The organism is Staphylococcus edaphicus (assembly GCF_002614725.1).
Classification (GTDB): domain Bacteria; phylum Bacillota; class Bacilli; order Staphylococcales; family Staphylococcaceae; genus Staphylococcus; species Staphylococcus edaphicus.
On sequence record NZ_MRZN01000007.1, the window covers coordinates 1 to 26,220 of the forward strand.

Genomic DNA, 26,220 nt, shown 5'->3' on the forward strand with positions numbered 1-26,220 from the left:
AACCTGGATATTTCAGAACAAAAGATTTCATCTACGATGAATATTATGATACTTATATTTGTCCTAATGATGAAATTTTATCATACAAAAGAACGATGCCGACAGGACACAGGTTATATGTATCAGATGGTTCAATATGTCGAGACTGTCCGGTATTAAGTAAATGTACCGAAAATAAAGATGCCATAAAACAAATTAGAAGACATGTTTGGCAAGATGATTTAGATATAGTTGAAGATTTAAGGTTTGTGGATACAGTAAAAAAACAATATAAAATGCGAAGTCAAACAATAGAGAGAAGATTTGGTGATGCAAAAGAGCAGCATGGTATGCGATGGACGAGATATAGAGGACATGACAAAGTTTCCATGGATACCACGCTAATTTGTGCTGCCATGAATCTTTAAAAAATCGCAATGTGGCTAGTAAAAGGACCAGCAATGGTCTGAAAGACCAATGCTTTTTTGAAAAATAACTATATAAATAAAAATAAACAAACCTTACGCATTAATTTGCGCAAGGTTTGTCTACGTTCTGAGACTTCTCTTCGGAGAAGTCTTTTTTTATTTATCTTGAATTAGTCCCCTTCCACTTTTTATAAGTAACTCCATTAAATCACATTGCTTATCCAACACTTCTTATAAAAAACAATGTACACTATGGTTAAGTTCATATTTATTCGAGGAGGAAATTCAATTATGAAACAACCAATCATTATAGATACAGATCCTGGTATTGATGATGCAGCTGCAATTAGTATTGCCTTAAATCATCCTAGCTTTGATTTGAGAATGATTACAACCGTTAATGGTAATGTGGGAATCGAAAAAACGACTGCTAACGCCTTAAAACTCAAACGTTTTTTCTCGAGTGATGTACCAGTACATAGAGGATCTTCTCAACCATTAATATCAGATATTGTAGACGCCAGTGCAGTACATGGCGAATCTGGTATGGGAGGATACGATTTCCCTGAGATTAATTATAATGACTTATCATCTACTCACGCTGTAGAAGCAATGCGTAAAGAACTACAAACAAGTGATGAACCAATTACTTTAATTCCAATTGGCCCTTTAACGAATATCGCCTTATTACTTTCAACTTATCCTGAAGTAAAAGATTATATAAAAGAAATCGTATTAATGGGAGGTTCTGCTAGTCGTGGTAATGTAACACCGTTGGCGGAGTTCAATATTTATTGTGATCCTGAAGCCGCACAAATCGTTTTTAACTCTGGACTGCCAATCACAATGGTCGGTTTAGACGTGGCAAGAAGTTCAACATTAAGCCACACAGCAGTCAATAAATTACAAACACTTAATCAAACAGGCGATATGTTATATCAAATCTTTAAGCATTATAAAGGTGATGGCCTTGAAAAAGGCATCAATGTCTATGATGCTTATACGATACTTTATTTATTAAATTCTGGAAAATTTAATGTTCAAGAAGCAGATGTCCAGATAGAAACTACAGGAGCGCTTACTAAAGGCGCAACAGTCACTGATTTTAATACCCACTACCCTAACTGTACTGTGGTTATGTCTGTGGAACCAATTGAATTTGAAAAAATGTTTTTCGATGTTTTAAAATATTGCAAATAAGCTGTTACAAAGAAAAAGCACACGGCATATAAAATGTCGTGTGCTTTTATATATTTTTTTATTAATAAGATTTACCCACGCTATTATAAACGCCATTCTGCTTCAATATTCGACTATATATATGTTTGATTTTCTTTTCATTATTCACACTGCTATTTTCATAATTTGTACCTAATACTACGATATACTTATCATTAAAATATGTTGTAAATACTTGACCGAAAAAACCGCCATTGATTCTATTTTTGTCTGCAAAGGAATAAAAACCATAGCGATACGGCTGTGGATACTTAGAAGTCTTACTCTCATGAATAAGAGGTCTTGCTATTCTGCTCTCTAAAAGTTCATTATGTTGCAACCCTAAAATCAATTTCCCCATATCACTTGGCGCCATATATAAATTACCAACTCCATCATACTGATTTAATATATTAGGATACTGCTGAATAGGATTCCCAGTGAGACTATCCTTTTTATAGCCTTCTGCCATATATGACTGATAGTCTGAATCATTGTAAAATGCAGTAAAATTCAAGTGCTGTGGCTTTGATATTCTTTCTTCAAAATTTTGTACATAAGATGCGTTAGTCACTTTTTCAATCACACGCGATAATACTAAATAGTTAGCATCGTTATACCTATTTTTATTGTAATATTTTGTCTCAATCCCTTTTTGTTGAATTGCATGTACCGCTTCATTTAAATTTTTATAGTTTGGTGATGCTTTATACTTATATAATCCACTTTTATGCAACATCAATTGATTTAAAGTAATAGGTCTCTTACTTTTAAACCATGGCAAATATTTACTCACTGGGTCTTTCATATTGACTTTATTTTCATTTTCCAATTGTTTCAACATTAATCCTGTTGCGAACTTTTGAGATGATCCAATTAAGTATAAGGTATCCGCTTTATTCTTTTTCTCTTCATTAATATTTTGCATTCCATAACCTTTATTTAATTTAAGCTTGCCATCTTCATATACAGCTGCAGTACCATTGAACTTTAATTTTTTTAAATATTGGTCAATCTCGCTCATTTTCGAATTTTCACTCTCGACAATCGTCTTTAAGTGCCCTATCGATTTTTGTGCATTTTTTTGTTTTTTTTCATTATGCGTCGCCTTTATTTCCTGCTGGTTGCGTTGATATTGCTTATAACCAATTGTAAAAACAATAACTAATAAGATTGTTATTAAAACAATTGTCACCTTTTTTAATGTCTTTGTTGTCATCCTGTTGCCTCTATCATCAGTTTAAACCATATTATTAATATAGTTTGTTTCAAATTGATGAGTAATCTCATCTATATATTCAACTTCTAGCGAAAAATATAATTTAATTTTAGGTTCTGTGCCAGAAGGTCTTAATGCAATAAAACCATTTTCAAAAATAAATCTAATTAAATTAGTTTTTGGTAAAGTTAACTGGCTTGTTGTGCCTGTTATCATATTTCTAACTGTACCGATTTGATAGTCCTCAATTTGTTGCACATCCATGCCACATATTGAAAAGACTTGTTCATTTCTAAATTGCGCCATAATATTTTCTATTTTTTTAACTCCATCTTTTCCTTCAAATGTTGGAGCTAATGTTCTATCTTTAAAGGATCCAATATTTTTATAAATATCTTCAATGGTTTCTTTAAACGTTAAACCGTTTTTATTTAATAAATTTTTATATTTTATTAATAACGGTACCATCTGAATTGCATCTTTATCTCTTGAAATGGGACTAGCTAAATAACCATGACTTTCTTCAAATGCTAGAAGTAACTGCTCATCAGTTTCTACTTGTTTGCGTTCTATCAAATCTGAAATGAATTTAAATCCTGTCAACACATTATTAACTTCCACATTGAGTGATTTTGCTAACCTCTCAGCTAGTTCACTCGTGACTATGGATTTAACTATATATTTTGGTGTGTCTACCTCAATTAGATCTTGAAATCTTAACTTCATTAAAAGTAATCCAATTTCATTACCATTAAAATATCTAAAGTCACCATCATCATAACGTTCAATAAATCCTAGTCGATCAGCATCTGGATCTGTTGCGATTATAAGTTGTGCTTCCGATTTATCTGCAAGCTTTTTACCAAGCTTAAAGGCAGACTCATCTTCAGGATTTGCAATCGCTACTGTTGGAAAATTACCATCCGGCTCTGATTGTTCTTCTTCTATGACAAAGTTATCATAGTCCAATTCTGTTAAAATATCAGCTACTAATGGCAGACTCGTACCATGTAAACTTGTTAATACAACTTTGGCACTTTGCTCATCAATTGAACCAATTAGTGATTTAACTTCTTTTTTATAACTTTCAGTCACTTCATCTGCCATATATTTAATTTTTCCAGTTTCTATAAAATCTTTATAATCTCCTTTATCGATATTTAATGGAGATTCAATTGTATTAATATAGTCACTTAACTGCTCAGAAGCTTCAGGCAATAATTGCCCGCCTTTATCATCATAAATTTTTATCCCATTATAGTTTTTAGGATTGTGACTAGCCGTAATCATAATACCTGCATCTACCTTTAAATACCTAACTGCAAATGATAATTCCGGAGTTGATTTATAATCATGTGAAACAATAGTTGTTATTCCATTATTAGCTAATACACTCGCCATTTCTTTAGAAAATGCCTTAGATAAAAACCTTGTATCAAAATGGATTACTACAGAGGGGTTATCGCTTTTGTGATTTAAATATCGAGCTAATCCTAATGCTACTTTACGAACCGTAAAAGCATTTAACCGAGCAGGACCTAAACCAAAGGTACTCCGGATACCGGCTGTACCAAATGACAACACGCCTTCAAAACCTGCATTTTTTTCTTCCTCTGTTTGTGTTTCATAAAATTCTTGTACTAAACTTTCATTTAAATTTTCTAACCATAATGCTTTCATGACGATAAATCCTCCTTGTTTCTTAAAATCCTATTGCGTTAACTTTATCTTTGAATGCTCGAACATGATTGAATGTTCAAACATGTTACTACCTCAATTATTATGCTTAATATTACTATTAAAAAATGACACTAATATATACCAGTAGTTGTCACTAATGCGATATTACCAATACATATTATATCCTATGTTTATAAATAAATCATTTTTTATCAAATGACATTATTGTAATATTGCTTTATATATACCATTTTTTATAGTAATCTCCTACGTTATACAGTTACTTATGTCATTAATAATTGAAATTATACTATGTTTCCTTTCAAAACTTGATAACTTATAATAGCTTTAATTTTACTCATTTTTATTATTTCGTTTATTACACAATACCAATAAAATAACAATTAACATGTTCATAGTTGATATTTTTTAATGATAGTAATAAAATTATAAGTTATAGTACATTTTCTTCTTTACAAATAATTTACAAAGTTAAAAAGAACTATAACTAATGTATAAATATAGTTACATGTACAAAAATCTAATTATTTGGGAGCTTCAATCATGAATAAATTTTTAAAATATTTCTTAATATTTCTTTCATTAGTGCTTGTCGTTGTTCCAATTATTTTTGCGATTATATTACTTAAATCTTCACAAGGCGCTTTTGAGTCCTCATATAATGATAGTGACTCCTCTAGAAAGTCAAACATCCGTGACTCTAAAGTAAACCCTTCAAAAGATCCAATATCTATTCTATTTTTGGGAATTGATGATAATAGTGGTCGTGAAAAAAATGGACAAACAGCTGACAAGTCTAGAACAGATGCAATGATATTATCCACCTTTAATGCAGATAAAAAACAAATTAGAATGTTGAGCATTCCACGTGATACAATCAGCTACATTCCAAAAGTGGGTTATTACGATAAAATCACTCATGCGCATGCATACGGTGGCCCTACTGCTTCAATGGACTCCGTAGAAGCGACATTAGATGTACCTGTTGATTATTACGTAAGAATCAATATGGAAGCTTTTGTTGATGCTGTTGATGAATTGGGTGGCATTAAATATGACGTACCCTATAGTATAAATGAGCCAAATACGAATGATACTGGTAAGATTAAAGTTAAAAAAGGCTATCAAAACCTTAACGGTGATGAAGCTCTAGCCGTAGCAAGAACACGTCACCAGGATTCAGATTTAAAACGTGGACAAAGACAGATGGATTTAATAAAAAAATTATTTGCCAAAGCACAAAAAACAGACTCATTTAGCAAATTAGATGATGTAGTAGAAATCGTAGGTAAAAATGCGAAACACAATCTAAGTTATGATGAAATTAAAGTACTTGCTACCTCTTACTTAAAAGATAGTATAGATATTAAAAGCTCACAACTTGAAGGTGATGACGATTATTTAAACGGAGTTTATTATTATAATCCGGATATAAAAAACATCCAATCAACAACAAATATGTTGCGAAGCGACTTGAATTTACCTAAAATTAAAGATACAGATGAATTATTAAATCAACGTGTAATTGATTATTATGGTAATCTCGTACCACTGACTGAGCTAGATCAAAGTCTATTAAGTAAATCACAAAAAGATAGTTCAGAAGAAAATAGCAACAATGAAAACGAAACAACGGACAATGACAGTAGTGCTTCAGAAACAAATAACACAGAAAATAATAATAACAATCAACAACAAACGGACCAGTACAATAATGACCAAAACAATTTGAATCAACAAGACAACAGCCAAGACTTTCAACAACAAAACGATCCAAACCAGCAACAAAATACTCAAGAAACACCAACTAATCAATACTAATCTAGAGAGGGGCTCGTAATATGTCACGCAAAACTTATGAAAAACTTGCCCATGTGAATGGTATGTTTAATGTTTTAGAGCAACAATTGGTTCACAGCAAAGATATGGCACTTTTCCGAAATGAATTTTTCTATGTTAATCATGAACATCGTGAAAACTATGAGGCATTAAGAATTTACTACAAAGATAGTGACATTAATTCCGTAGTTGATGGTGCGTGTTATATTGTTGCACTTCCAGAAATATTTGAAAAAGTAGATGTATTTGAATCTGAACTACCATTTACTTGGGTATACGATCAAAATGGTATTACTGAAACGATGAAACAAATTAGTGTTCCTATACAGTATTTAATCGCAGCTGCTTTAGAAGTCACTGATGTGAATTTATTTAAACCCTCTGGTTACACTATGGGAATGAACAATTGGAATATTGCTCAAATGCGTATTTTTTGGCAGTATACAGCAATTGTAAGAAAAGAAGCTCAATAAATTTCAAATAATAGTACCCTATCATCAATTTTATGGTAGGGTATTTTTAATATCTAAAATGAGAAATGAGGTAATTATATGTTTAATATTGTTAATACACCTACGATGATGGAAGATGCCTTACAAATTCGCAAGGATGTCTTTGTCAAAGAGCAAGGAGTCCCATTAGAAAATGAAATTGACCAGTATGAAGAAATCGCTACACATGTTATTGGTTATGACTCGAATCATATTCCCTTTGCAACTGGGAGATTCCGTCCAATCAATGATGGAGTGAAAATTGAACGCGTAGCTATTATGCCAAGTCACCGTAAATCTGGAAATGGGCAATTACTAATGCAATTTTTAGAAAACGTTGCGAAACAACAAGGTTTTCATAAATTATCTTTAAATGCACAATGTCATGCACAACGATTTTATGAATCTCTTGGATATAAAGCTATAGGCGATACATTTATTGAAGAAAATATCGAACATATTGCTATGACAAAAATTGTTTAATCATTTTTGTCAAAAAAATACAGCTATTTTTCAATTAGCGTCTGTAACATTTCGCAAAGTGTAATATTTTAATATATTGTGAATTAGGCGTGATAACGCTTTTTAGTAAGCATTGCTGTTTTTCATGGACTGACATTAGATTAATTTTAGATTACAAATCAGTAAAAAAAGCCTCTCTCAGTCTTTTGTCGTATTATAATAGAAAACAAATATATATAGTTAAAGGGGCAGTTTAATGGCTAAGAAAAAGAACACTTATAAGGTACCTTCAATTGTAGCACTTACGTTAGCAGGTACAGCTTTGACAACTCATCATGCTCAAGCGGCAAGTAATACACAAGATCAAACTCCGAACAAAAATGTATTGGATGACGAAAAAGCACTTAACCAAAGTGAACAAATTAAATCTGAAATTAGCAAACCAACAACAAATATTTCAGGTACACAGACATACCAAGACCCTACAGAAGTAAAAGATGCATCTGAAAATGAAGAAAAAAATTATGATGCACAATTAGATGAATTGAATAATCAATCTTCTGAACAGACATCAAAACAGGATACATATAATCTAGAAGCACCAGTTCAAGAAGAACAACAAGATGTCTCTCAAGACAATGCCAGTGAGTCAACAAAAATTGTACAAACTTCAACAGAACATGATAACCAAGAAGTTCAAGAAGAAACAACTGAAACACCACAAACTAACACAAGTAATGAAGAGCAAGATACTTCATCAGAAGTGCAACCATCTCATGATGATAATTTAAATGTCGAAGAACATAACACAGAAGCTTCAAATACAAATGAAAATCCATCTGTGAATACAACAGAAAACGTTGACTCATCTAACGATGATCAAGATAACGTTCAAAGCGATGATTCTACTGCTTCTGAATCAGCGAAACAAGATGATACGTCTAATCTAGATGACGCTTCTGACGCTGATAATGAAGACGTTAATGCTTCTAACATTGATCAAGATAAAGCTCAAAGCGATGACACTGCTGCTTCTGAGTCAGTGAAACAAGATGATGCTTCAGGTCAATATGACGCTTCTGACGCTGATAATGAAGACATTGACGTTTCAAAAGATGATCAAGATAACGCTCAAAGCAATGATTCTGCTGCTTCTGAATCAGCGAAACAAGATGATGCTTCTAGTCAAGATGACGCTTCTAACGCTGATAATGAAGACATTGATGCTTCTAACAATGATCAAGATAAAGCTCAAAGCGATGACACTGCTGCTTCTGAGTCAGCGAAACAGGATGATGCTTCTAGTCTAGATGACGCTTCTGACGCTGATAATGAAGACATTGATGCTTCTAACGATGATCAAGATAACGCTCAAAGCGATGACACTGCTGCTTCTGAGTCAGCGAAACAGGATGATGCTTCTAGTCTAGATGACGCTTCTGATGCTGATAATGAAGACATTGACGTTTCAAAAAATGATCAAAATGGTAAAGAACCAGCAACAAAAGTAGCTAATAATGTAGCTAAATCAACGGAAAAAGCTTCGCCTGAAGAAAAGAAAGTACAGCTGACTACATTCAGTACAAAAGCGACACCTAAACTTAGGGTAGCGAATACTAGTGCTAATACTGCAGTAGCTTCACGTTCTGCAGTAACTAGAGCAGCAACAACAAGTGCAGCATTACCTAAATATTCACCAAAAGTTAATTCTTCAATTAATAACTATATTCGTAAAAATAATTTCAAAGCTCCAAATTACGAACAAGATATAGCGAGTTACTTACCTAAATATAATTACCGCTATGGTAAACCTGAAGGTATAGTTATGCATGATACTGCAAATGACAGTTCAACTATTACCGGTGAGATTAATTATATGAAGAACAATTACACGAGTGCTTTCGTTCATGCCTATGTAGACGGAAACCGTATAATTGAAACTGCTAATACGGACTATTTGGCATGGGGTGCTGGTCCGCAAGCAAACGATCGCTTTATACATGTTGAATTAGTTCATACACATGACTATGATTCATTTGCGCGTTCTATAAATAACTACGCAGATTATGCTGCAACTAACTTACAATACTATGGCCTTGCACCAGACAGTGCAGAGTATGATGGCGTTGGTACTGTATGGACTCACCAAGCAGTTAGTAATTATTTAGGTGGTTCAGATCATAGTGATCCACATGGTTATTTAGCTGCACATAATTATAGTTATGATGAACTATATGATTTAATATATGAAAAATATTTAATTAAAACTGGTAAAGCAGCTGCTTGGGGTTCTACATCATCAGGTAGTACTGGCGGCACTGGTTCAGGCAACACCGGTACAACTACCCCACCAAAAACAGGCACTGTTAAAGTGACTGAAAATAATGGCGTAGGACGTATTAATTCGAAAAATGATGGCTTATATACAACAGTATATGATCAAAATGGTAAAAAGACGGATCGCATAAATCAAACTCTTAAAGTTACTAAATCTGCCACTCTAGGTAAAGAGAATTACTATTTAGTGTCCGATTATAACAAAGGCACATTACTTGGCTGGGTACATCAAGGTGATGTGAGTTACAATGCCGCTAAAGCTGCTACTAAAATTAACAAAACATATAAAGTAAATCCTGGAGAAGTTATTTATTCAGTACCTTGGGGTACAAGTTCCCAAAAAGTTGGTACTGTTTCAGGCAAATCAGCTCAGACATTCAAAGCAACGAAGCAGCAACAAATTGGTAAAACGAATTACATTTATGGTACCGTAAATAATTTATCTGGTTGGGTAAGTTTAAGTAAATTGTCTACATCAACAACTACACCAAGCAAACCATCTACTACCGACAAGTTAGTAGTGTCTAATCTTACTAACCAACAAGGTACGGTAGCTAAATCAAATCATGGCGTATACACTTCTGTGTATGATAAACAAGGTACACAAAAATCTTATGTAAATGGTCAAACATACAAATTAAGTAAGAAAGCCACTTTAGGTAGTAATGCATTTTATTTAATTACAGATAATAAAACAAATACTAATTTAGGTTGGATGCAATCTAGAGATATAACAGTAAAAGAAGCTGCTAAGAAACCTGTAGCGAATCAAACACAAACTGTTAGCAAAATTGGTCAATTAAACGCTAATAATTCAGGCATTAAAACAACAGTTTATGATCCAAAAGGTAAAGACGCGTCTAAATTCTCTGGGAAGACATACACAGTCACAAAACAACGTACACAAGGAGATAACACTTATGTTTTAATCCAAAATGCTAACCAAAATACGCCGATTGGCTGGATTAATACAAAAGATATCAATACGCGTAACCTAGGTAATACAACAGCTAAAAATGGTCAATATACTGTTAAAGCTACAAATAATGGCCTTTATGCAGTTCCTTGGGGCACTAAATCACAACAATTGGATACATTAAAAAATGTAAAAAATAATCAATTTAATGCCTCTAAATCAGTCTTTGTAGATAAGGATGAATATGTCTACGGTATTGTTAATAATAAAACTGGTTGGATTGCTGCAAAAGACTTAAATAATACAACTAAAGCACCTACAGTTTCAAAATCACCAGTAACGCCTATAAAATTCGATTATGTTATTCATAATCAAAAGGGCAATTATTATAATGATCCAACGACTAATAAACCAGCCGGTTCATTAAAAGACTTTTATGAAGGTATCTTTACTGTATATGAAAAACAAGTCATTAATGGTGTTACTTGGTACCACGGTAAATTAGCTAATGGTAAAGTTGTTTGGGTAAAAGAAGACGACTTGCGTAAAGAATTAGTGAAATATTATCAATCTGGACTTACTTTGGATCAAGCAGTCGCTATTCAAAAAGGCTTGAAATTCAAACCACAAATCCAGCACACTGCAGGTAAATGGGAAAATGCCTCAGCAAGCGAGATCAAAAATGCTATGGATTCTAGTAAGTTAATCAAAGACCCTACACAAAAATATCAATTCTTACGCTTAGACAAATCACAAAACATCTCTTCAGCGGATTTAAATAAACTACTAGTTGGTAAAGGGATTTTAGAAGGACAAGGTGAAGCGTTTAGTGAAGCTGCTAAAGCCTATAACATTAATGAAGTTTATTTAATCTCACATGCCCTACTCGAAACGGGTAATGGTACTTCTAAACTAGCTAACGGTGGAGATGTCGTTAATGGTAAAGTAGTAACAAATGGTACAGATAAATACTACAATATGTTTGGTATTGGTGCGGTTGACAGTGATGCAGTTAAGCAAGGTTTCATAACTGCTAAGAATAACGGTTGGAACACAGTTAAAAAAGCAATCGTTGGCGGTGCTAAATTCATTGCTGGCTCATATATCAATCAAGGACAAAATACACTTTACAAAATGCGTTGGAATCCTGAAAATCCAGGCGTTCATCAATATGCTACAGACGTAGCATGGGCATCTCATAACGCAACACGTATTAAAGGATTTTATGATTCAATGGGCAAATTAGGTAAATACTTTGATGTGGATACTTATAAAAAATAGTAACTGCTTAATGTCACCACACAGTTAAAGTGACCTCATCATTATTTAACTGCAAACATTATAAAAAGAAGCGTGGAAGCCATACATCACTTTCTAATAAGTGTTATATGTCCCCTACGCTTCTTTTTAGTTTCATTTAATTTAAATATACATGATGTGCATTCAATTTCTGCAATAACTGTTTTAAGCTTTCAATATCCTGGGCAGTTAAATTTTGACAACGTGCCTCAATTAGCGCTACTCTCACTTCATTTATTTGCTCTACTAAAGCTTTCGACTTCTCTGTAACCATTAAATCTTTACATCGCATATCTTTATTGGATTGTTTGCTAGTAATATATCCCATTTGACATAACTTCTTGATCCAACGAGACACGATGGACTGCTCTTTATTTATCTTCATTGTTAAATCATATTGTGATAATATTTTATAATTGTATAAGATTCTTAACATTTCCAGTTGCTCTGAGGTTAAATCTGTACGTTGCCCAAATCGTCTACTCACCAAGTTTAAGTCATTGCTTGTCAGTGTAATTAATTGTTCTAGTTGTTTATACATGCTGTTCATCTCCACTACTTTAAATTAACTTTTCAAGATATTATATACACTATTTTATTTTCTAATATTATAATAGTATTCTTCATAATATACAATAATAAAAGACAAATTGTACTATTTTGTTGCATTTCTCATATGATTTATAATAAATTAGAATTAGTGCATATAAATTTTATCGCAACATATTAAAGGAGAAAAATAATGCCACAATTGAAAGAAAGAGATTACTTTTTCGATAATGCTAGAGCGGTGTTAATCTTTCTTGTTGTGTTTGGTCACTTATTACAACCATATACAGAAGCTAGTAAACATCTATCTTCATTATATTTAACAATATACAGCTTTCATATGCCTGGTTTTTTATTTATTTCAGGTTATTTTGCAAAAAAAGCAGGTCAAGCTGGTTATTTAGAAAAAGTCTCTAAAAAACTATTAATACCATATGTCATTTTCTTTGGATTTTTCACTTTTTACTATTATTTGACTGGTAAAGAAGATAGTGTGAAATTTGATCCATTCGATCCAGTTTTTGCATTATGGTTTTTACTTACATTATTCTTTTTCCACGTTATATTAGTCATTGTGAAAGACTATAAACCGTATTATGTATTACCAATAGCTATCATTTTATCGTTGTTTGCTGGCTATTCAACTAACATTGATAATTACTTAAGTTTTTCTAGAACAATTATGTTTTTCCCGATTTTTTATTTAGGTTATCTGTTTAAATATAAACATATCCAAACCTTAAAAAATAAAAAATTTGTCCCTGTTGCTATAATTATTTTAATTGTATTTTATGTTATATATGCCTATCATCCAATTAATGCAGATTGGTTATTGGGGGACTCACCATACATGTCACTTGAAGGCAAACAAGATTTATACAGTCCTATAAAAAGATTATTGTTGTATTTTATAATCTTAATCACACTGTTTTCTTTCTTAAATCTAATGCCTGAAAAAGAAAAATTTTACACTTATATTGGACGAAGAACAATGTATGTTTATTTATTACATGGTTTAGTCATTGGCGTCATACGCGGGTTTGGCATTTATCCATTTAAAGATCCAGTAACAATATTAACTTATATGTTTTTACTGCTCTTTACGGCCATCATCGTGTTTGTGTTATCAACACGTTTGGTATCGAAATGGACAAATCCGATTATCAATTTGCAATCCCCTTCTAAATTCAAGGAATAACCTGAGGATAAATAACAATCATTTTAAATATGTTATGATACCTTTAAGGGATTGCTGACGATAGTTTCATAAGCCTTAACAAATAGCTTAATATCGAGCAAAATAGAGCGCCTAATTCCTAATATCAAAATGATAGCATCATATTTAATGAACGAGCATCAAAAGTATCGTTATTTTTGGTGCTCGTTGCAATTATACATATTAAAATATGCTTAATTATTTCTAAATCTCGAGGTGATTTATACAATGAAACTATCTTTAAATAATAATTCAAAATATTTAAGTGCACCAAGTATTAGACAATTTTCAAGTCGTATCAGCGGAATTGAAGATTGTATTAATTTAACTATTGGCCAGCCAGATTTTCCAATGCCAGATGTTGTAAAGTCTGCATATATCCAAGCCATCAAGGAAGATCAAACAAGCTATTCACATAATAAAGGTTTACTTGAAACAAGAAATGCAGTTAGTCAATATTTTAATCAACGTTATGACATTGAATATAGTTCAGAAGAAATTATTATTACCAATGGGGCTAGCGAAGCTTTAGACACAGCATTAAGAAGCATCATTAATCAAGGTGATGAAATATTAATCCCGGGCCCAATTTATGCTGGCTATATACCTTTAATCAAGACATTAGGTGGCGTGCCCGTTTACATTGATACGACTAAAACCAATTACAAAGTTACGCCTGAAGCAATTGAGTCACATTTATCATCAAAAACCAAAGCCATACTTTTAAATTACCCAACAAATCCTACAGGTGTTGTTTTAACCTACAATGAAGTTCAAGCCCTTACTGAAACACTAAAAAATTCACCCCTATTTATCATTAGTGATGAAATATACGCTGAAAATACTTTTAATGGTAAACACACCTCTTTTGCAGAATTTTCATCTATAAGGGATCAATTGTTAATAGTAGGTGGATTAAGTAAATCACATTCCGCAACAGGTATCCGTATTGGCTTCTTATTAGGTCCAGAGTATTTAATTGAAAAGCTAACCTTTATGCATGCTTATAATTGTATTTGTGCAAATGTGCCAGCACAAATAGCTTGTATTGCAGCCTTAAATGAAGGCATGGAAGCACCACAGTATATGAATGAAGCGTATATTGAACGTCGTAATTTTCTAATACAAAAACTCGAATCATTAGGCTTTGAGCTAGATGCAACACCTGAAGGCGCTTTTTATATATTCCCAAGTATTAAACGCTTCACAGACAACGATTTTGATTTTTGTGTGGATGTATTAGAAAATGCACATGTTGCAATAGTACCTGGTTCTTCTTTTACCGATGTTGGAAAAGGACACGTACGCATCTCTTACGCGTATGAACTTGATGCTTTAAAAGAAGCTATGCGAAGATTAGAGCGTTATCTTACAGAAAAATATAAATAAATTAAAAAGAAGCCGGGCAAACGCTTACATTAAATTGTAGCGTTACTCGGTTTCTTATATAGATAATACATGTCTACTATTTATAATGATATGAAGTATTACTTGTCATTGTCAGATGACTTGTTTTCTTCATTTTCAGTATATACATTCCTTTCAGCAAATGTTTTCAATATTTGATAATATGCGATTGAATCTTCACGCTCCATATTAAACTGTTGAATCACATCTTCTGATATTTTAGGAAATTTATCCTTTAGTTTCAAACCTTTGTCAGTCAATCTAACTTTAACTCTTCGTTCATCTTCTTCTGTTCTTATACGCTCAATTAACATTTTTTTCTCTAAGCGTTTAATAATAGGACTGATTGTCCCCGAATCTAAATATAGTTCATCACATAAAGTCTTTATATAAATTGGCTTTTCATTTTCTATATATAATAAAACGATATAATTCGGAAAACTAATATCAAATTGCTTTAAATATTTATTAAATCTATTTACTACTTCTTTACTTGTTATATAGAACAAATAACACATTTCTTTTCTCATTTGATCATCAATGTTTGAAGTCATTTCTCTCCCCCAATTCTTTTATTATAATATTAATATGAATTTTAATGAAAGTCAAAACAAATAAAAAAGTGTAATAAAACGGTCACATTAAAAGGTATATCACTATTTATTTTTTAAAAAAATTCACCGAAGCATTAATTAATACACTCTTTATGTTCACCTATCCATTAAATTAATTAGTGATTTTAATTTTACCTTATTTAAAAAACGGCATTTTAATGATTTCCCATGATGAAAATAGGTTGTATATCAAAAAAACAAAAAAAGCAGATTAAACAGTAATTCCATTTAACCTACTTTCGTTTCTATATAAATATATTTAGTAAACTATATTAATCGTTTATGGGAATTTAGGGAATTGATCAAAATCAGGATCACGTTTTTCTTTAAATGCATCTCTACCTTCTTTAGCTTCATCAGTAGTGTAGTAAAGTAAAGTAGCGTCTCCTGCCATTTGTTGTAACCCTGCTAAACCATCAGTATCAGCATTCATTGCTGCTTTCAAGAATCTTAAAGCTGTTGGTGAATGTTGCTTCATTTCTTGACACCATTGTACAGTTTCATCCTCCACTTGTTCTAATGGCACAACTGTATTTACTAAGCCCATATCTAACGCTTCTTGTGCATTATATTGACGACATAAATACCAAATTTCACGCGCTTTCTTATGGCCTACAATACGAGCTAAATATCCCGAACCATAGCCCGCATCAAATGAACCAACTTTAGGACCTGTTTGACCAAAAATAGCATTATCAGCAGCAATGGTTAAATCACATACAACATTTAATACGTTACCTCCACCAATTGCGTAACCTCTAACCATCGCAACAACTGGTTTAGGAATGACACGAATAAGTCTTTGTAAATCTAGTACGTTTAAACGCGGGATTTGATCATCACCTACGTAACCACCGTGGCCACGTACTTTTTGATCTCCACCAGAACAAAATGCTTTATCTCCTTCACCAGTCAAAATGATAACAGAAATACGTTGATCATCACGTGCTCTTGTAAAGGCATCAATCATTTCTTGAACCGTATTCGGCGTAAATGCATTACGTACCTCAGGACGGTTGATTGTAACTTTGGCGATACCATCATATAATTCATATTTAATTTCTTTATATTCTCTAATTGTTTCCCATTGTCTAGTCATTTTGCTCCTCCTTATTAATAAAACCTACTACTATTCTATCAAATTCTGCCATTTCTTCCACATGAACTGTATGACCACTGTGGTCTACTACATTTAATTCATGGTTCGGAATAATGGAACTCAATTTCTCAGCAATTTTACAGAATTTATTATCCAATGCACCAACTATGATGCATGTGGGTATTTGAATCTGATTTAATTGTGGCCATAAATTAGGCATATGTCCAGTTCCATATTCTCGTAAAGCTTTTGCCAAACGCATAGGATTTTGGCGCAGTCTCATTTGACGAATTTCTTTTCTGGTTGCTTTAGCTAAATCATATTGTGTATAAAACAGTGGCAATTTTTCCCAATCATTAACAAACACTTCTAAACCAGCAATCTCTAATACTTTTGCCCTCGCTTGATCAACAAGTTGTCTTTCATGTAATGCTTCAACATCTTCTATACCCGCTGATGTACTTTCAAGTACAAGCCCTTTTATTTGAGTCTGTCCATGCAGGGCATAGTATAAGGCTATTCTGCCCCCCATCGAATATCCATGTAAGATCAAGTTAAACTGCTTAAATGATTGCAACGTTTCATCTAATTGTTTAGTTATAAAAGGGAAATCCCATACTTGAACTACCGCAGATTGATCTTCACCGTGTCCAGGCAAATCAATTGTTAATATATTTATATTGTCTATTAAATTATGAATATGTTGATCAAATGTATGCTGATCACTTATAAAACCATGAAGCATAACCAATAATTTGTCTGTCGATACTGCTGCTTGATGAAATTTATAATGTAACATTGATTATATCACTCAACTTTTTATAGAGTTTAAGATGTTGCGCTTTATTGTCATCTCGATGCGTCATAATTTCATAAATATGTGAACCAAATTGAGACAAGTCTGCATATTTAAAGGCCTCAATAGAATCATATCTATCAAATGCAAAATCATATAATAGCGCTGTATGTTCAAAATTTAATCCAGTTGGTGTACCGAATAATCTTTCAAAATATTCACCTGCTGCTTCTTTTTGAGGTAAATATGAAAAGATACCACCGCCATCATTATTAAGTAGCACAATATTAAGTTGAATATCATTCAATTTAGACATAAGCAATCCATTCATATCATGATAAAATGCTAAATCACCTATTAATAGCGTAACTTTTTTATGCACCGCCATACCTAATGCTGTAGATGTAACACCATCAATACCATTAGCACCACGGTTCGCAAAAACTTCAGCTTCACAATCAACAAACAAGTTATCAACATCACGTATTGGCATGCTATTACTTACAAACAAACTATCATCCGCTGTTAATTTATCTAATACGTTTGCCACATATGCCGCTTCATCTGTCGCTGTTCTTAAATGATGTTTAATTGCTACCACTGCTTGTTTTTCAACTGTCTGCCATTTTTCTAGCCATTGTTTACGCTCAACAGTTGATGTTTCTGACAATTGTCTAAAGAAATCATTGGCAGACATTTCAAACGATACATGAGGCGTAATAGGAAACGTATCCGGTAGATCATTGTTTTGTACTAATATTTGAAATGCTTCCGTTACTTTCAACCATTGATTGGTTTGTTTTGAAATCAATGGTTTACCTACGCGAATGATAAAATCAACATCTAATGTTAAGCCTGATCTAAATAATAAATCATAAGTTGTAATAACATTAGGATGGTGTTTACTTCTTAATTGGCTTAATGGATCGGCTAAGATTGGCACATCATGTATTGTTGAATAAGTGAGTATTTGGTCTACATCTTGGTGTTGCATATCTCCAACAATAATTAACCCTTTTCTTTTCCTCATCAATGCACTAATTTCATTTAAACTCGTTGTTTTTTGATAATGCGGCAATATCTTAGTATCTGAAGTTAGCCATTCAACTTTATCAGTATTCGGTGTTAATGGTTCTCTAAAAGGCAAATTTAAATGTATTGGTCCTCGATGTGGTCCATATAGGAATTGGCTTGCTTTTTGCAGTTGGAATTTAATCGTATTCGTCATTACATCATTACTATCATCTGCTTCAGCAATTGGAAAATCAAACTGGTACTGCACATAATTAGCAAACATATTCGTTTGATTCATAGCCTGTGGCGCTCCGATACCTCTTAGTTCATGGGGACGATCACTTGTGAGTACCACCAAAGGTAAATGACTCAAACTACTTTCTGAAATTGCTGGCGTATAGTTTGCAGCTGCGCTTCCAGATGTACAAAGGATTGCTACTGGTTTTTCACTACCTTTCAGTAAGCCCATCGCAAAAAATGCAGCACTACGCTCATCTGGATGTATCCATGATTTTAATTTGGGATGTGCTTCAACAGCAATTGCCAACGGTGTGGAACGTGATCCAGGGCTTATAACAACTTCCCTTATGCCATAAGCATATAATTCAGAAACAATCGTAAAGACTTGTTGCGTTAATGCATCTGTATGATTATTCATATTCTTCGACTCCTAAAGCTTTCATCATAGGGTTAAATTTAACTGCGGTTTCTTCGACTTCACTATCGGCATTAGAATTTTTCACTATACCGCAACCAGCAAATAATGTAGCTTGATTTTTCTTAATTAGCATTGATCTGATTGCTACAATAAACTCACAATTATCATACATATCTATATAACCAACTGGTGCACCGTATAATCCTCGTGTACCAAATTCATTTTGTTCAATATAATCAATTGCTTCATCTTTGGGATAGCCACCTAACGCTGGAGTTGGATGTAGATTATCTAACAGTCCAATATATGAAGTTTGCTTTAACTGACCCTTAATTTTTGTATATAGATGATATAAATGGTCATTCGTCAATATCTGTGGTGATTCGTTATAAGTTATATTTTCAACATAGGCTTCAATATCATTTAATATACTTTTTACAACAAATCGGTGTTCGTTTAAATTTTTATCATCGTTTAAGAAAGCTTGTATATTTGCTTTATCTACTTCAGGTTGATGTGTACGTTTGATTGTCCCCGCTACCGCTTTGGTAGATAATATTTCATTATTTATTTCCAATAACTGTTCCGGTGTTTGTGAAAAGAACACGCTATCCTGTGATTCTAGAACAAATAAATAACTATTATGTTCACCTTGCGATGCTTTTTGCAAAATATAGGGTATATTGATATGGTTATCAAATATAATCAAGCGTTTTCTTGCTAATACAATTTTTTTGTGTTCATCTAAGACATCAATTGTATCTTTAACTAAATCGCGCCACTCATCTTTATATATATCTTCAATGCGCTTAACATTACCAATTTCAAAATTGGCCTCTATACGTGTTTGTGTTATTTTATCAATAATCGCTTTAAATTGTTCCATTTCAAATTTTTCTACTTTTACCGTATAAGTAATATATGAAACACCTTTTTCCATAGTTACTAATACTTCAGGTAGTATGAAATGATTGATACCAAATTCACGCCATTCATCACCAGATTTATGAGCAGAAAATTGGAAGCCACCACAAATTTTCAAGTGATGTTTGTCTGAGCTTGGATGTATTAATTTAATATCACTTTTGTATTTTTTCCATTCTCGGAAAATAGATTGTTTACTTTCAAAATCATTTTTAAATCTAGCAATAGCATGATAGCCAAAGAATGAAGTTTCGTTGTCATTTTTCTTATAATAAAAACGGTCTCCAGCATTTTCTTCAGTCATATGAAATAATACTGTAGGATCTAATTCGTAATCTATTTTTGCTTCTACAGAAACCCAAGTATGATTACTTTCATATACCGCTTCGACAATTTCACTTTCCCTGAGGTCTAATGTCATCTATTTCACTTCTTTCATTTATCAGTTTTCACTCATTATTGTATTGTATCACTTTTCACAATGTGTGTATGGTTTCTAGCTTATTTCATTAATACAAATTTTTACGTAATTTGACCTTTACACCTTCTTCTATTAAAATATATTTGATAAAAATATTTTAAATTAAAAGAATTCGAGGTAAATCATTATGGCATCTCAATATCAACAATATTCAACTGTCAGAAAGTACTGGCACTTAATGAGACCACATACCCTGACTGCTGCTGTCGTACCTGTACTTGTCGGTACCGCTTCAGCTAAACTCTTCCTCTTAGGAAGCGAAGACCATTTGAAATTAAGTCTCCTTTTAGCAATGTTAATTGCTTGTTTATTAATTCAAGCTGCTACGAACATGTTTAACGAATACTATGATTTCAAAAAAGGACTAGATGATCATACCTCTGTTGGTATCGGTGGTGCGATTGTTCGAAATGGCATGAGCCCTAAATTAGTAATGAACTTAGCCATTTCATTCTATGTAATTGCCGCACTATTAGGTATTTTCATCGCAATTCAAAGTTCATTCTGGTTACTCCCAATTGGACTCGTGTGTATGGCAGTCGGTTATCTTTATACGGGTGGGCCTTTCCCAATATCTTGGACACCCTTTGGTGAACTATTTTCTGGCATATTTATGGGTATGATTATTATACTTATTGCATTTTTTATTCAAACTGGAAATTTACAAAGCCTTGTTGTATGGATAAGCATCCCAATTGTAATTACAATTGGACTTATTAACATGGCCAACAATATTCGTGATCGTGTTAAGGATAAAGAAAGCGGTCGTAAGACATTACCCATTCTATTAGGTAAAAATAACTCTGTGCGTTTCTTGGGCCTAATGTATATTATTGCCTATGCACTTGTTATTTATATTACATTCTTTATACCTGGTGGTTCGATTTTCTTTCTTTTAGCCTTACTTTCATTTCCAATGCCTATCAAGGCTGTGCGTAGATTCAAGAAAAACGATACACCTCAAACAATGATGCCAGCAATGGCAGTTACAGGTAAAACAAATACATTTTTCGGTTTATTATACGCGCTAGGCATTTATATTAGTGCCTTGCTTGGTGGTATTTAGAAAAACGTCATAAGTATTTATCTAAATCAATCTTCAAAATTGAAGATTGATTTTTATTTGCTTTTATAAATCATGTGATAATGCATATGACCATACAAATCAAATTCACTATTCACTTGGAATCCTAATTTATTATATACATGTAATGCCCCTTCATTAGATACATCACAATTCAGACTCCATTTTTCGTCTTCAAATTCATTTAATACATGTTTGACTAATTGTGTAGCTACACCTCTTCCTCGAAATTGTGGAAATGTCGCTACCGTTTCTATATACCATTCGTCGTCATTTGCTTCCTTCATAGGCATAGGTGAACCATACGCTCTAATATCATCATCTAACTCCATGTCTAACCAAGCACTTTCTAATTCTAATTCCTTATCTCCTGGATAAGCAATTAAACACCCTGCTATCTCTCCATCAAGTTCATAAATCCACGTATTACTATAATGGCCTCTATAAGGCACATCAATCATACTTTGTGCCATCACTTTAAGCAGTCGGTCCTTTTCGATATCTTTCACCATATCAATCTCTAATTCTTGCCAAATGATATAACATAACTCAGCAATCTTCTGAATATCGCTCGGGTTTGCTTTTCTAATCATAATATATTCTCCTCAAATTTATTACTGCTTTATTTTCATTATATATGATTAAATTAAAAATTTCGAAGTAATTACTCCTCTTTTATATTTATAATTATATTCAATTGCTTTCGTTTGTTATATTGTAAAAGATAAGAGATAATTTTTGTATTCAATTTAATCACAGAAAGGATGTGAACGAATGAAAGTAAACAAAGTTATTTACGTCGTACTTGCATTTATTTTAGGTTGGTGTGGTATTCATAAATTTTATTCCAATCAGCTGTTACAAGGTATACTTCATCTCATTTTCTTCTGGACTGGCATTCCCTACATAGTAGCTATTATAAGTGGTATTTTAACGATATTTTTCAACAAAGCCGACGAAGATGGTATGATTACGTTTGAAAAATAGATTAACATGACTTATTATTTTATGAATTTCTAATAATAGCTATATTTTGTCACAAAATTGGGTAAAGGATGTATAATGCAAATTTAAAAAAACTTGCATTGTACTTTAGGAGGTTTAAGAATGAAAAATATTATCCAACGTGTGTTTAGAGCTTTAGCAGTAGGCTATATCGTTAAAGCCATTAGAAATTTAATTAGTAAAAATAAATAAGCCTATACAAAATATGTATGAATTAAACAAGCTGATTTCCTTTAAGGAAGTCAGCTTGTTTAATTCATACTATTTAATTTACATTAACTTGAATATCAATATCTATCGATTCTTTTAACGCTTTGGAATATGGACAATAATTATGCGCTTTTTCAACATAATCTTCTGCTGCTTGTTGATTTAAATCAACTAATGTTACATCAAGGTCTACTGCTAATTTGACGCCGCCATCCTTTTTGTCTGGTAACAAGTATGCTGTAACTTTTACTTCAGGTTCAATCGTAGCTTGACCATCACTTTTCAAGATGTGCATAAGTGCATTATTAAAACAAGCACTATAACCGGCAGCAAATAATTGTTCTGGATTAGATTCTGTGATGCCATTACCTCCCATTGCCTTTGGTACTGCTAAATCCTGATAGAACGTATTGTCCTCGCTAAATACCTTACCATCTCTGCCACCATTACTAATAACTGTCGTTTCATATAAAGGCTTGACCATTTTCAAAACCCCTTTTTCATTATATTATTTTTTTATACAATCAATCGTAATTCATTAATAATATATCACTTATGTTTATCTTACACAAAAATAGCGTCTTTTATTTACTTATGTTTTCTAATGCTTAATTCTTCTTAATATTGTAAATACAAAAAAAACACCGTAATCCAAAATTGAATTACGGTGTTAAATATTACGGAAACGGAGGGATTCGAACCCTCGCGCCGCTCTCGCGACCTACACCCTTAGCAGGGGCGCCTCTTCAGCCAACTTGAGTACGTTTCCAATGGCTCCACAGGTAGGACTCGAACCTACGACCGATCGGTTAACAGCCGATAGCTCTACCACTGAGCTACTGTGGATTAATTGTTTGCTCTAATCAAGCACAAATACTATTATATCAACTATGCTTAAATTTTCAAGTAGTAACAACAAAAAAATATGCGGAATATTTACACTAAATTAATATAATATTCCACATATGCCATTTTTACATGCTTAAGTCATTTGAACTATGATGATTTATTTTCAAATAATGAATACTTTGCTAATGCTTCATAAATATTTAATTGTGGTTTTGTGTAATCTATAGGAGATTCTGGATCAAATGTAGCAACTCTTGCTGCTCTATCCATCATATAGTAGTAGTAAATACCATTTAGGTATTGGTGATGCATACTGTGAGCAGAAATATTCGCTGTAATTGTTTGATTATCTACAAATATAACTTTACACTTCTTTTCTTTTAGAGGCTTAATCTGGTGGACATAATGAATATTAATCCATGTATTTTCTTCTTTTCTGTCAGAGTGCGTTGGGAAAAAATAAGTAGGAAAAAGAGGTGTAAATAAAATCGGGGGTTTACTGCTAATGCCGGTAATTCTCATTGTGTCTTCTTTTTTAAAAGCGTAACTACTGCCATAAAACCTACAAGAGCGATCGATAATTTTGGGCACTCGTTCTTTTAAAACTTTGCTGTCATCTTTATATCTTACAAGATAACTGCCTTCATACTTACCAATTGGCAAACTACATGGTTGTAAAGCCATATCACCTTTTTTTATAATATAGGGTTGAATCATATTTTTACCTCCTTGCAAGTCGTGGTGATAATCAAATAATATAACACTAATATCTTGAAATCAAGAAATAGAATAATATTTTTTATAAATTTCCCACAATTAAATTTCAGTATATATACTTTTGCATTTATGAATTTTTGGCAGAGTTGCATTTTACACTTATTTTTTCGGAAAAGTCTGAATATTCATTGATTTAAAATTTAAAACCTTGTATAATATGATTTAAATATAAATAGAGGGGCTGTGTTGAGGATGAAACATAATACACATGTAAAATACAATACACTAGAATCTTTTGTATCTACAATCAATGATTTAGGCATTGAATTAATCATTGATGAATCACTTCGTAACGTCCGTAAGCAACAATTGGAACAACTCATTGATAATGCTTTAAAAAATAAAAACGAGAATGATTTCAAACGCTATACTGAAGAATTTAAAAACTTGGAGGAATTTCTCGTTGGTTAATTTAATGTTTTGTTACTTAAAATAAGGTCTATTCCCTACTTAAACTTAAGATAGTGAATAGACCTTTTTATTTGCTAATAATTATGACATCAATCTAATTAATTCATAACGATCAATATCACCAAAATAATGATAAATATCATAATTTGAAAGTGCTTCTTCAATACTGTCGAATTCATGCATTGTACCCTCTAATGCATTTTCTAGCTCTGTGATATCACCTTCACCAAAGAAGTCTCCGAAAATCTTTGCATGCTCAATACGACCTTTTTTAACATCTAATTTAATTTGGACGAAACCTTTTTCAAACTTTTCTTCTCTTTCAAAATTATATTTCGGATTTCTACCATAATTCCATTCCCATGTACGATATTTTTCGTTGCTTAGTTTTTCTATTTGCTTCCAATCTTCATTAGTTAAATGATATTCTTCAACTTGGGTCGCTTCTCCAAAAATTGTTTTTAAGATGATTGCCTTGAATTCATTAATATCTATTGGCTCATCTAAAAACTCAGAAATATTTGCTACTCTACTTCTAACTGATTTAATCCCTTTTGATTTAATTTTAGCTGGGTTGACCTTTAAAGCATTTTGTACCTCATTCAATTCACTGTTTAACATTAAGGTGCCATGACTAAACATGCGATCCTTAACCTTTACCATAGCATTTCCTGAAATTTTGGCTTTTCCTACTTGGATATCATTTCTACCACTCATATCAGCATCTACACCCAATGATTGCAGTGCCTCCACAATAGGCTCTGTAAATTTTTTGAAATTATGGAAACTATTCCCGTCATCATCCGTTACAAAACTAAAATTTAAATTTCCGGTATCATGATACACTGCTCCCCCACCAGAAATTCTTCTAACAACATCAATACCATGCTCGTCGATATAAGGTTGATTCACTTCTTCTATTGTGTTTTGATTTTTTCCAATGATAATAGAAGGTCTATTTACATAAAATAAAAAATAACTATCATCCTTTGGCATATTTTTTAAAACATATTCTTCCATAGCCAAATTTAATGTTGGATCCAAAATATCATTGTTACTAATAAACTTCATCTACTGCACTCCTTTTCCATAAATATATGCCCTTACCTTATTTATGCAATATTTTCTTGAAAATTGCAATCATTCACTTTGAAATTCTGCTAAAAGCCTAAATTTGTTTTATATCGCGCTATTTAATGGTTTTTTGTTTATTTGTCTGTATATTTTTTGTATAATA

The 26,220-nt window shown here is 32.4% G+C and carries 24 protein-coding genes and 2 tRNA genes; 12 read left to right on the forward strand and 14 right to left on the reverse strand.

Going from position 1 to position 26,220, the window contains the following annotated elements; translation table 11 throughout:
- Together BTJ66_RS05880 and rihC are read left to right on the forward strand one after the other, a co-directional pair.
- Nucleotides 1–407: transposase (locus tag BTJ66_RS05880; RefSeq protein WP_193433017.1), on the forward strand; the 407-nt coding region annotated here is incomplete at its 5' end.
- A gap of 291 nt (nt 408–698) precedes the next feature.
- Entirely contained in the window at nt 699–1,607 is a 909-nt protein-coding gene (rihC, locus tag BTJ66_RS05885; RefSeq protein ID WP_099090044.1) for a ribonucleoside hydrolase RihC, read from the forward strand.
- A gap of 61 nt (nt 1,608–1,668) precedes the next feature.
- Here the strand turns inward: rihC and BTJ66_RS05890 are convergent, their stop codons facing one another.
- Both BTJ66_RS05890 and BTJ66_RS05895 read right to left on the reverse strand, forming a co-directional pair.
- The gene (locus BTJ66_RS05890; RefSeq protein WP_099090045.1) at nt 1,669–2,844 is read right to left on the reverse strand and encodes a serine hydrolase domain-containing protein; all 1,176 of its coding nucleotides are present in this window, start codon (nt 2,842–2,844) and stop codon (nt 1,669–1,671) included.
- 21 nt (nt 2,845–2,865) lie between these two features.
- Nucleotides 2,866–4,524 carry a phospho-sugar mutase gene (locus tag BTJ66_RS05895; RefSeq protein WP_099090046.1) on the reverse strand — a complete coding sequence of 553 codons (1,659 nt, stop codon included), beginning with the start codon at nt 4,522–4,524 and terminating at the stop codon, nt 2,866–2,868.
- 564 nt (nt 4,525–5,088) lie between these two features.
- On the opposite strand from BTJ66_RS05895, the gene BTJ66_RS05900 reads away from it, so the two are divergent.
- From BTJ66_RS05900 to BTJ66_RS05915, 4 genes are all read left to right on the forward strand, one after another.
- A complete protein-coding gene (locus BTJ66_RS05900) occupies nt 5,089–6,366 on the forward strand; it encodes an LCP family protein (protein WP_099090047.1) in 1,278 nt (425 codons plus the stop codon).
- 20 nt (nt 6,367–6,386) lie between these two features.
- The gene (locus tag BTJ66_RS05905; protein ID WP_099090048.1) at nt 6,387–6,857 is read left to right on the forward strand and encodes a DUF2538 family protein; all 471 of its coding nucleotides are present in this window, start codon (nt 6,387–6,389) and stop codon (nt 6,855–6,857) included.
- A 78-nt stretch (nt 6,858–6,935) separates the two neighbouring features.
- Complete coding sequence (locus BTJ66_RS05910) at nt 6,936–7,358, forward strand: GNAT family N-acetyltransferase (RefSeq protein WP_099090049.1); 423 nt, start codon at nt 6,936–6,938, stop codon at nt 7,356–7,358.
- 235 nt (nt 7,359–7,593) lie between these two features.
- Nucleotides 7,594–11,871, forward strand: coding sequence for a GW dipeptide domain-containing protein (locus tag BTJ66_RS05915; RefSeq protein WP_099090050.1), 4,278 nt, complete (start codon nt 7,594–7,596; stop codon nt 11,869–11,871).
- A 136-nt stretch (nt 11,872–12,007) separates the two neighbouring features.
- On the opposite strand, the gene BTJ66_RS05920 is transcribed toward BTJ66_RS05915, so the two are convergent.
- Entirely contained in the window at nt 12,008–12,430 is a 423-nt protein-coding gene (locus tag BTJ66_RS05920; protein WP_099090051.1) for a MarR family transcriptional regulator, read from the reverse strand.
- Nucleotides 12,431–12,631: 201 nt separating this feature from the next.
- Between BTJ66_RS05920 and BTJ66_RS05925 the strand changes: the two genes are divergently transcribed.
- Nucleotides 12,632–13,636, forward strand: a complete 1,005-nt coding sequence (locus tag BTJ66_RS05925; RefSeq protein ID WP_099090052.1) for an acyltransferase family protein — start codon at nt 12,632–12,634, stop codon at nt 13,634–13,636.
- Between the two features lie 246 nt (nt 13,637–13,882).
- Nucleotides 13,883–15,043: an aminotransferase class I/II-fold pyridoxal phosphate-dependent enzyme gene (locus BTJ66_RS05930; protein ID WP_099090053.1), complete on the forward strand. Its 1,161-nt coding sequence runs from the start codon at nt 13,883–13,885 to the stop codon at nt 15,041–15,043.
- Between the two features lie 98 nt (nt 15,044–15,141).
- Here the strand turns inward: BTJ66_RS05930 and BTJ66_RS05935 are convergent, their stop codons facing one another.
- The 5 genes from BTJ66_RS05935 to BTJ66_RS05955 all read right to left on the reverse strand — a co-directional run bounded on the left by BTJ66_RS05935 (nt 15,142) and on the right by BTJ66_RS05955 (nt 20,587).
- A complete protein-coding gene (locus BTJ66_RS05935) occupies nt 15,142–15,615 on the reverse strand; it encodes a MarR family winged helix-turn-helix transcriptional regulator (protein WP_099090054.1) in 474 nt (157 codons plus the stop codon).
- Between the two features lie 340 nt (nt 15,616–15,955).
- Complete coding sequence (menB, locus tag BTJ66_RS05940) at nt 15,956–16,774, reverse strand: 1,4-dihydroxy-2-naphthoyl-CoA synthase (RefSeq protein ID WP_099090055.1); 819 nt, start codon at nt 16,772–16,774, stop codon at nt 15,956–15,958.
- Entirely contained in the window at nt 16,767–17,573 is an 807-nt protein-coding gene (gene menH / locus BTJ66_RS05945; RefSeq protein WP_099090056.1) for a 2-succinyl-6-hydroxy-2,4-cyclohexadiene-1-carboxylate synthase, read from the reverse strand. Before menH ends, menB begins: the two co-directional genes overlap by 8 nt.
- Nucleotides 17,560–19,242 carry a 2-succinyl-5-enolpyruvyl-6-hydroxy-3-cyclohexene-1-carboxylic-acid synthase gene (gene menD / locus BTJ66_RS05950; RefSeq protein ID WP_099090057.1) on the reverse strand — a complete coding sequence of 561 codons (1,683 nt, stop codon included), beginning with the start codon at nt 19,240–19,242 and terminating at the stop codon, nt 17,560–17,562. The genes menH and menD overlap by 14 nt, the downstream gene beginning before the upstream one ends.
- The gene (locus tag BTJ66_RS05955) at nt 19,235–20,587 is read right to left on the reverse strand and encodes an isochorismate synthase (RefSeq protein WP_099090058.1); all 1,353 of its coding nucleotides are present in this window, start codon (nt 20,585–20,587) and stop codon (nt 19,235–19,237) included. Before BTJ66_RS05955 ends, menD begins: the two co-directional genes overlap by 8 nt.
- A gap of 187 nt (nt 20,588–20,774) precedes the next feature.
- Here BTJ66_RS05955 and BTJ66_RS05960 point away from each other — a divergent pair, with 187 nt between their 5' ends.
- Nucleotides 20,775–21,713: a 1,4-dihydroxy-2-naphthoate polyprenyltransferase gene (locus BTJ66_RS05960; RefSeq protein ID WP_099090059.1), complete on the forward strand. Its 939-nt coding sequence runs from the start codon at nt 20,775–20,777 to the stop codon at nt 21,711–21,713.
- Between the two features lie 53 nt (nt 21,714–21,766).
- Here the strand turns inward: BTJ66_RS05960 and BTJ66_RS05965 are convergent, their stop codons facing one another.
- On the reverse strand, nt 21,767–22,324 hold the full coding sequence (locus BTJ66_RS05965) for a GNAT family N-acetyltransferase (protein WP_099090060.1): 558 nt from the start codon (nt 22,322–22,324) through the stop codon (nt 21,767–21,769).
- A 181-nt stretch (nt 22,325–22,505) separates the two neighbouring features.
- Here BTJ66_RS05965 and BTJ66_RS05970 point away from each other — a divergent pair, with 181 nt between their 5' ends.
- Both BTJ66_RS05970 and BTJ66_RS13955 read left to right on the forward strand, forming a co-directional pair.
- A complete protein-coding gene (locus tag BTJ66_RS05970) occupies nt 22,506–22,718 on the forward strand; it encodes a TM2 domain-containing protein (RefSeq protein WP_099090061.1) in 213 nt (70 codons plus the stop codon).
- A gap of 120 nt (nt 22,719–22,838) precedes the next feature.
- Entirely contained in the window at nt 22,839–22,928 is a 90-nt protein-coding gene (locus BTJ66_RS13955) for an SAR1012 family small protein (RefSeq protein ID WP_011303463.1), read from the forward strand.
- A gap of 73 nt (nt 22,929–23,001) precedes the next feature.
- Here BTJ66_RS13955 and BTJ66_RS05975 read toward each other — a convergent pair whose 3' ends face one another.
- From BTJ66_RS05975 to BTJ66_RS05990, 4 genes are all read right to left on the reverse strand, one after another.
- The gene (locus tag BTJ66_RS05975; protein WP_099090062.1) at nt 23,002–23,430 is read right to left on the reverse strand and encodes an Ohr family peroxiredoxin; all 429 of its coding nucleotides are present in this window, start codon (nt 23,428–23,430) and stop codon (nt 23,002–23,004) included.
- A gap of 196 nt (nt 23,431–23,626) precedes the next feature.
- Nucleotides 23,627–23,715: transfer RNA gene (locus tag BTJ66_RS05980), tRNA-Ser, on the reverse strand.
- Nucleotides 23,716–23,717: 2 nt separating this feature from the next.
- Nucleotides 23,718–23,792 (reverse strand) — tRNA-Asn (locus BTJ66_RS05985).
- 150 nt (nt 23,793–23,942) lie between these two features.
- A complete protein-coding gene (locus tag BTJ66_RS05990; protein WP_099090063.1) occupies nt 23,943–24,512 on the reverse strand; it encodes a competence protein ComK in 570 nt (189 codons plus the stop codon).
- A 252-nt stretch (nt 24,513–24,764) separates the two neighbouring features.
- Here BTJ66_RS05990 and BTJ66_RS05995 point away from each other — a divergent pair, with 252 nt between their 5' ends.
- The gene (locus BTJ66_RS05995; RefSeq protein ID WP_099090064.1) at nt 24,765–24,983 is read left to right on the forward strand and encodes an IDEAL domain-containing protein; all 219 of its coding nucleotides are present in this window, start codon (nt 24,765–24,767) and stop codon (nt 24,981–24,983) included.
- An 81-nt stretch (nt 24,984–25,064) separates the two neighbouring features.
- On the opposite strand, the gene BTJ66_RS06000 is transcribed toward BTJ66_RS05995, so the two are convergent.
- Nucleotides 25,065–26,054, reverse strand: a complete 990-nt coding sequence (locus BTJ66_RS06000) for a lipoate--protein ligase (RefSeq protein WP_099090065.1) — start codon at nt 26,052–26,054, stop codon at nt 25,065–25,067.
- Nucleotides 26,055–26,220: the final 166 nt, after the last annotated feature.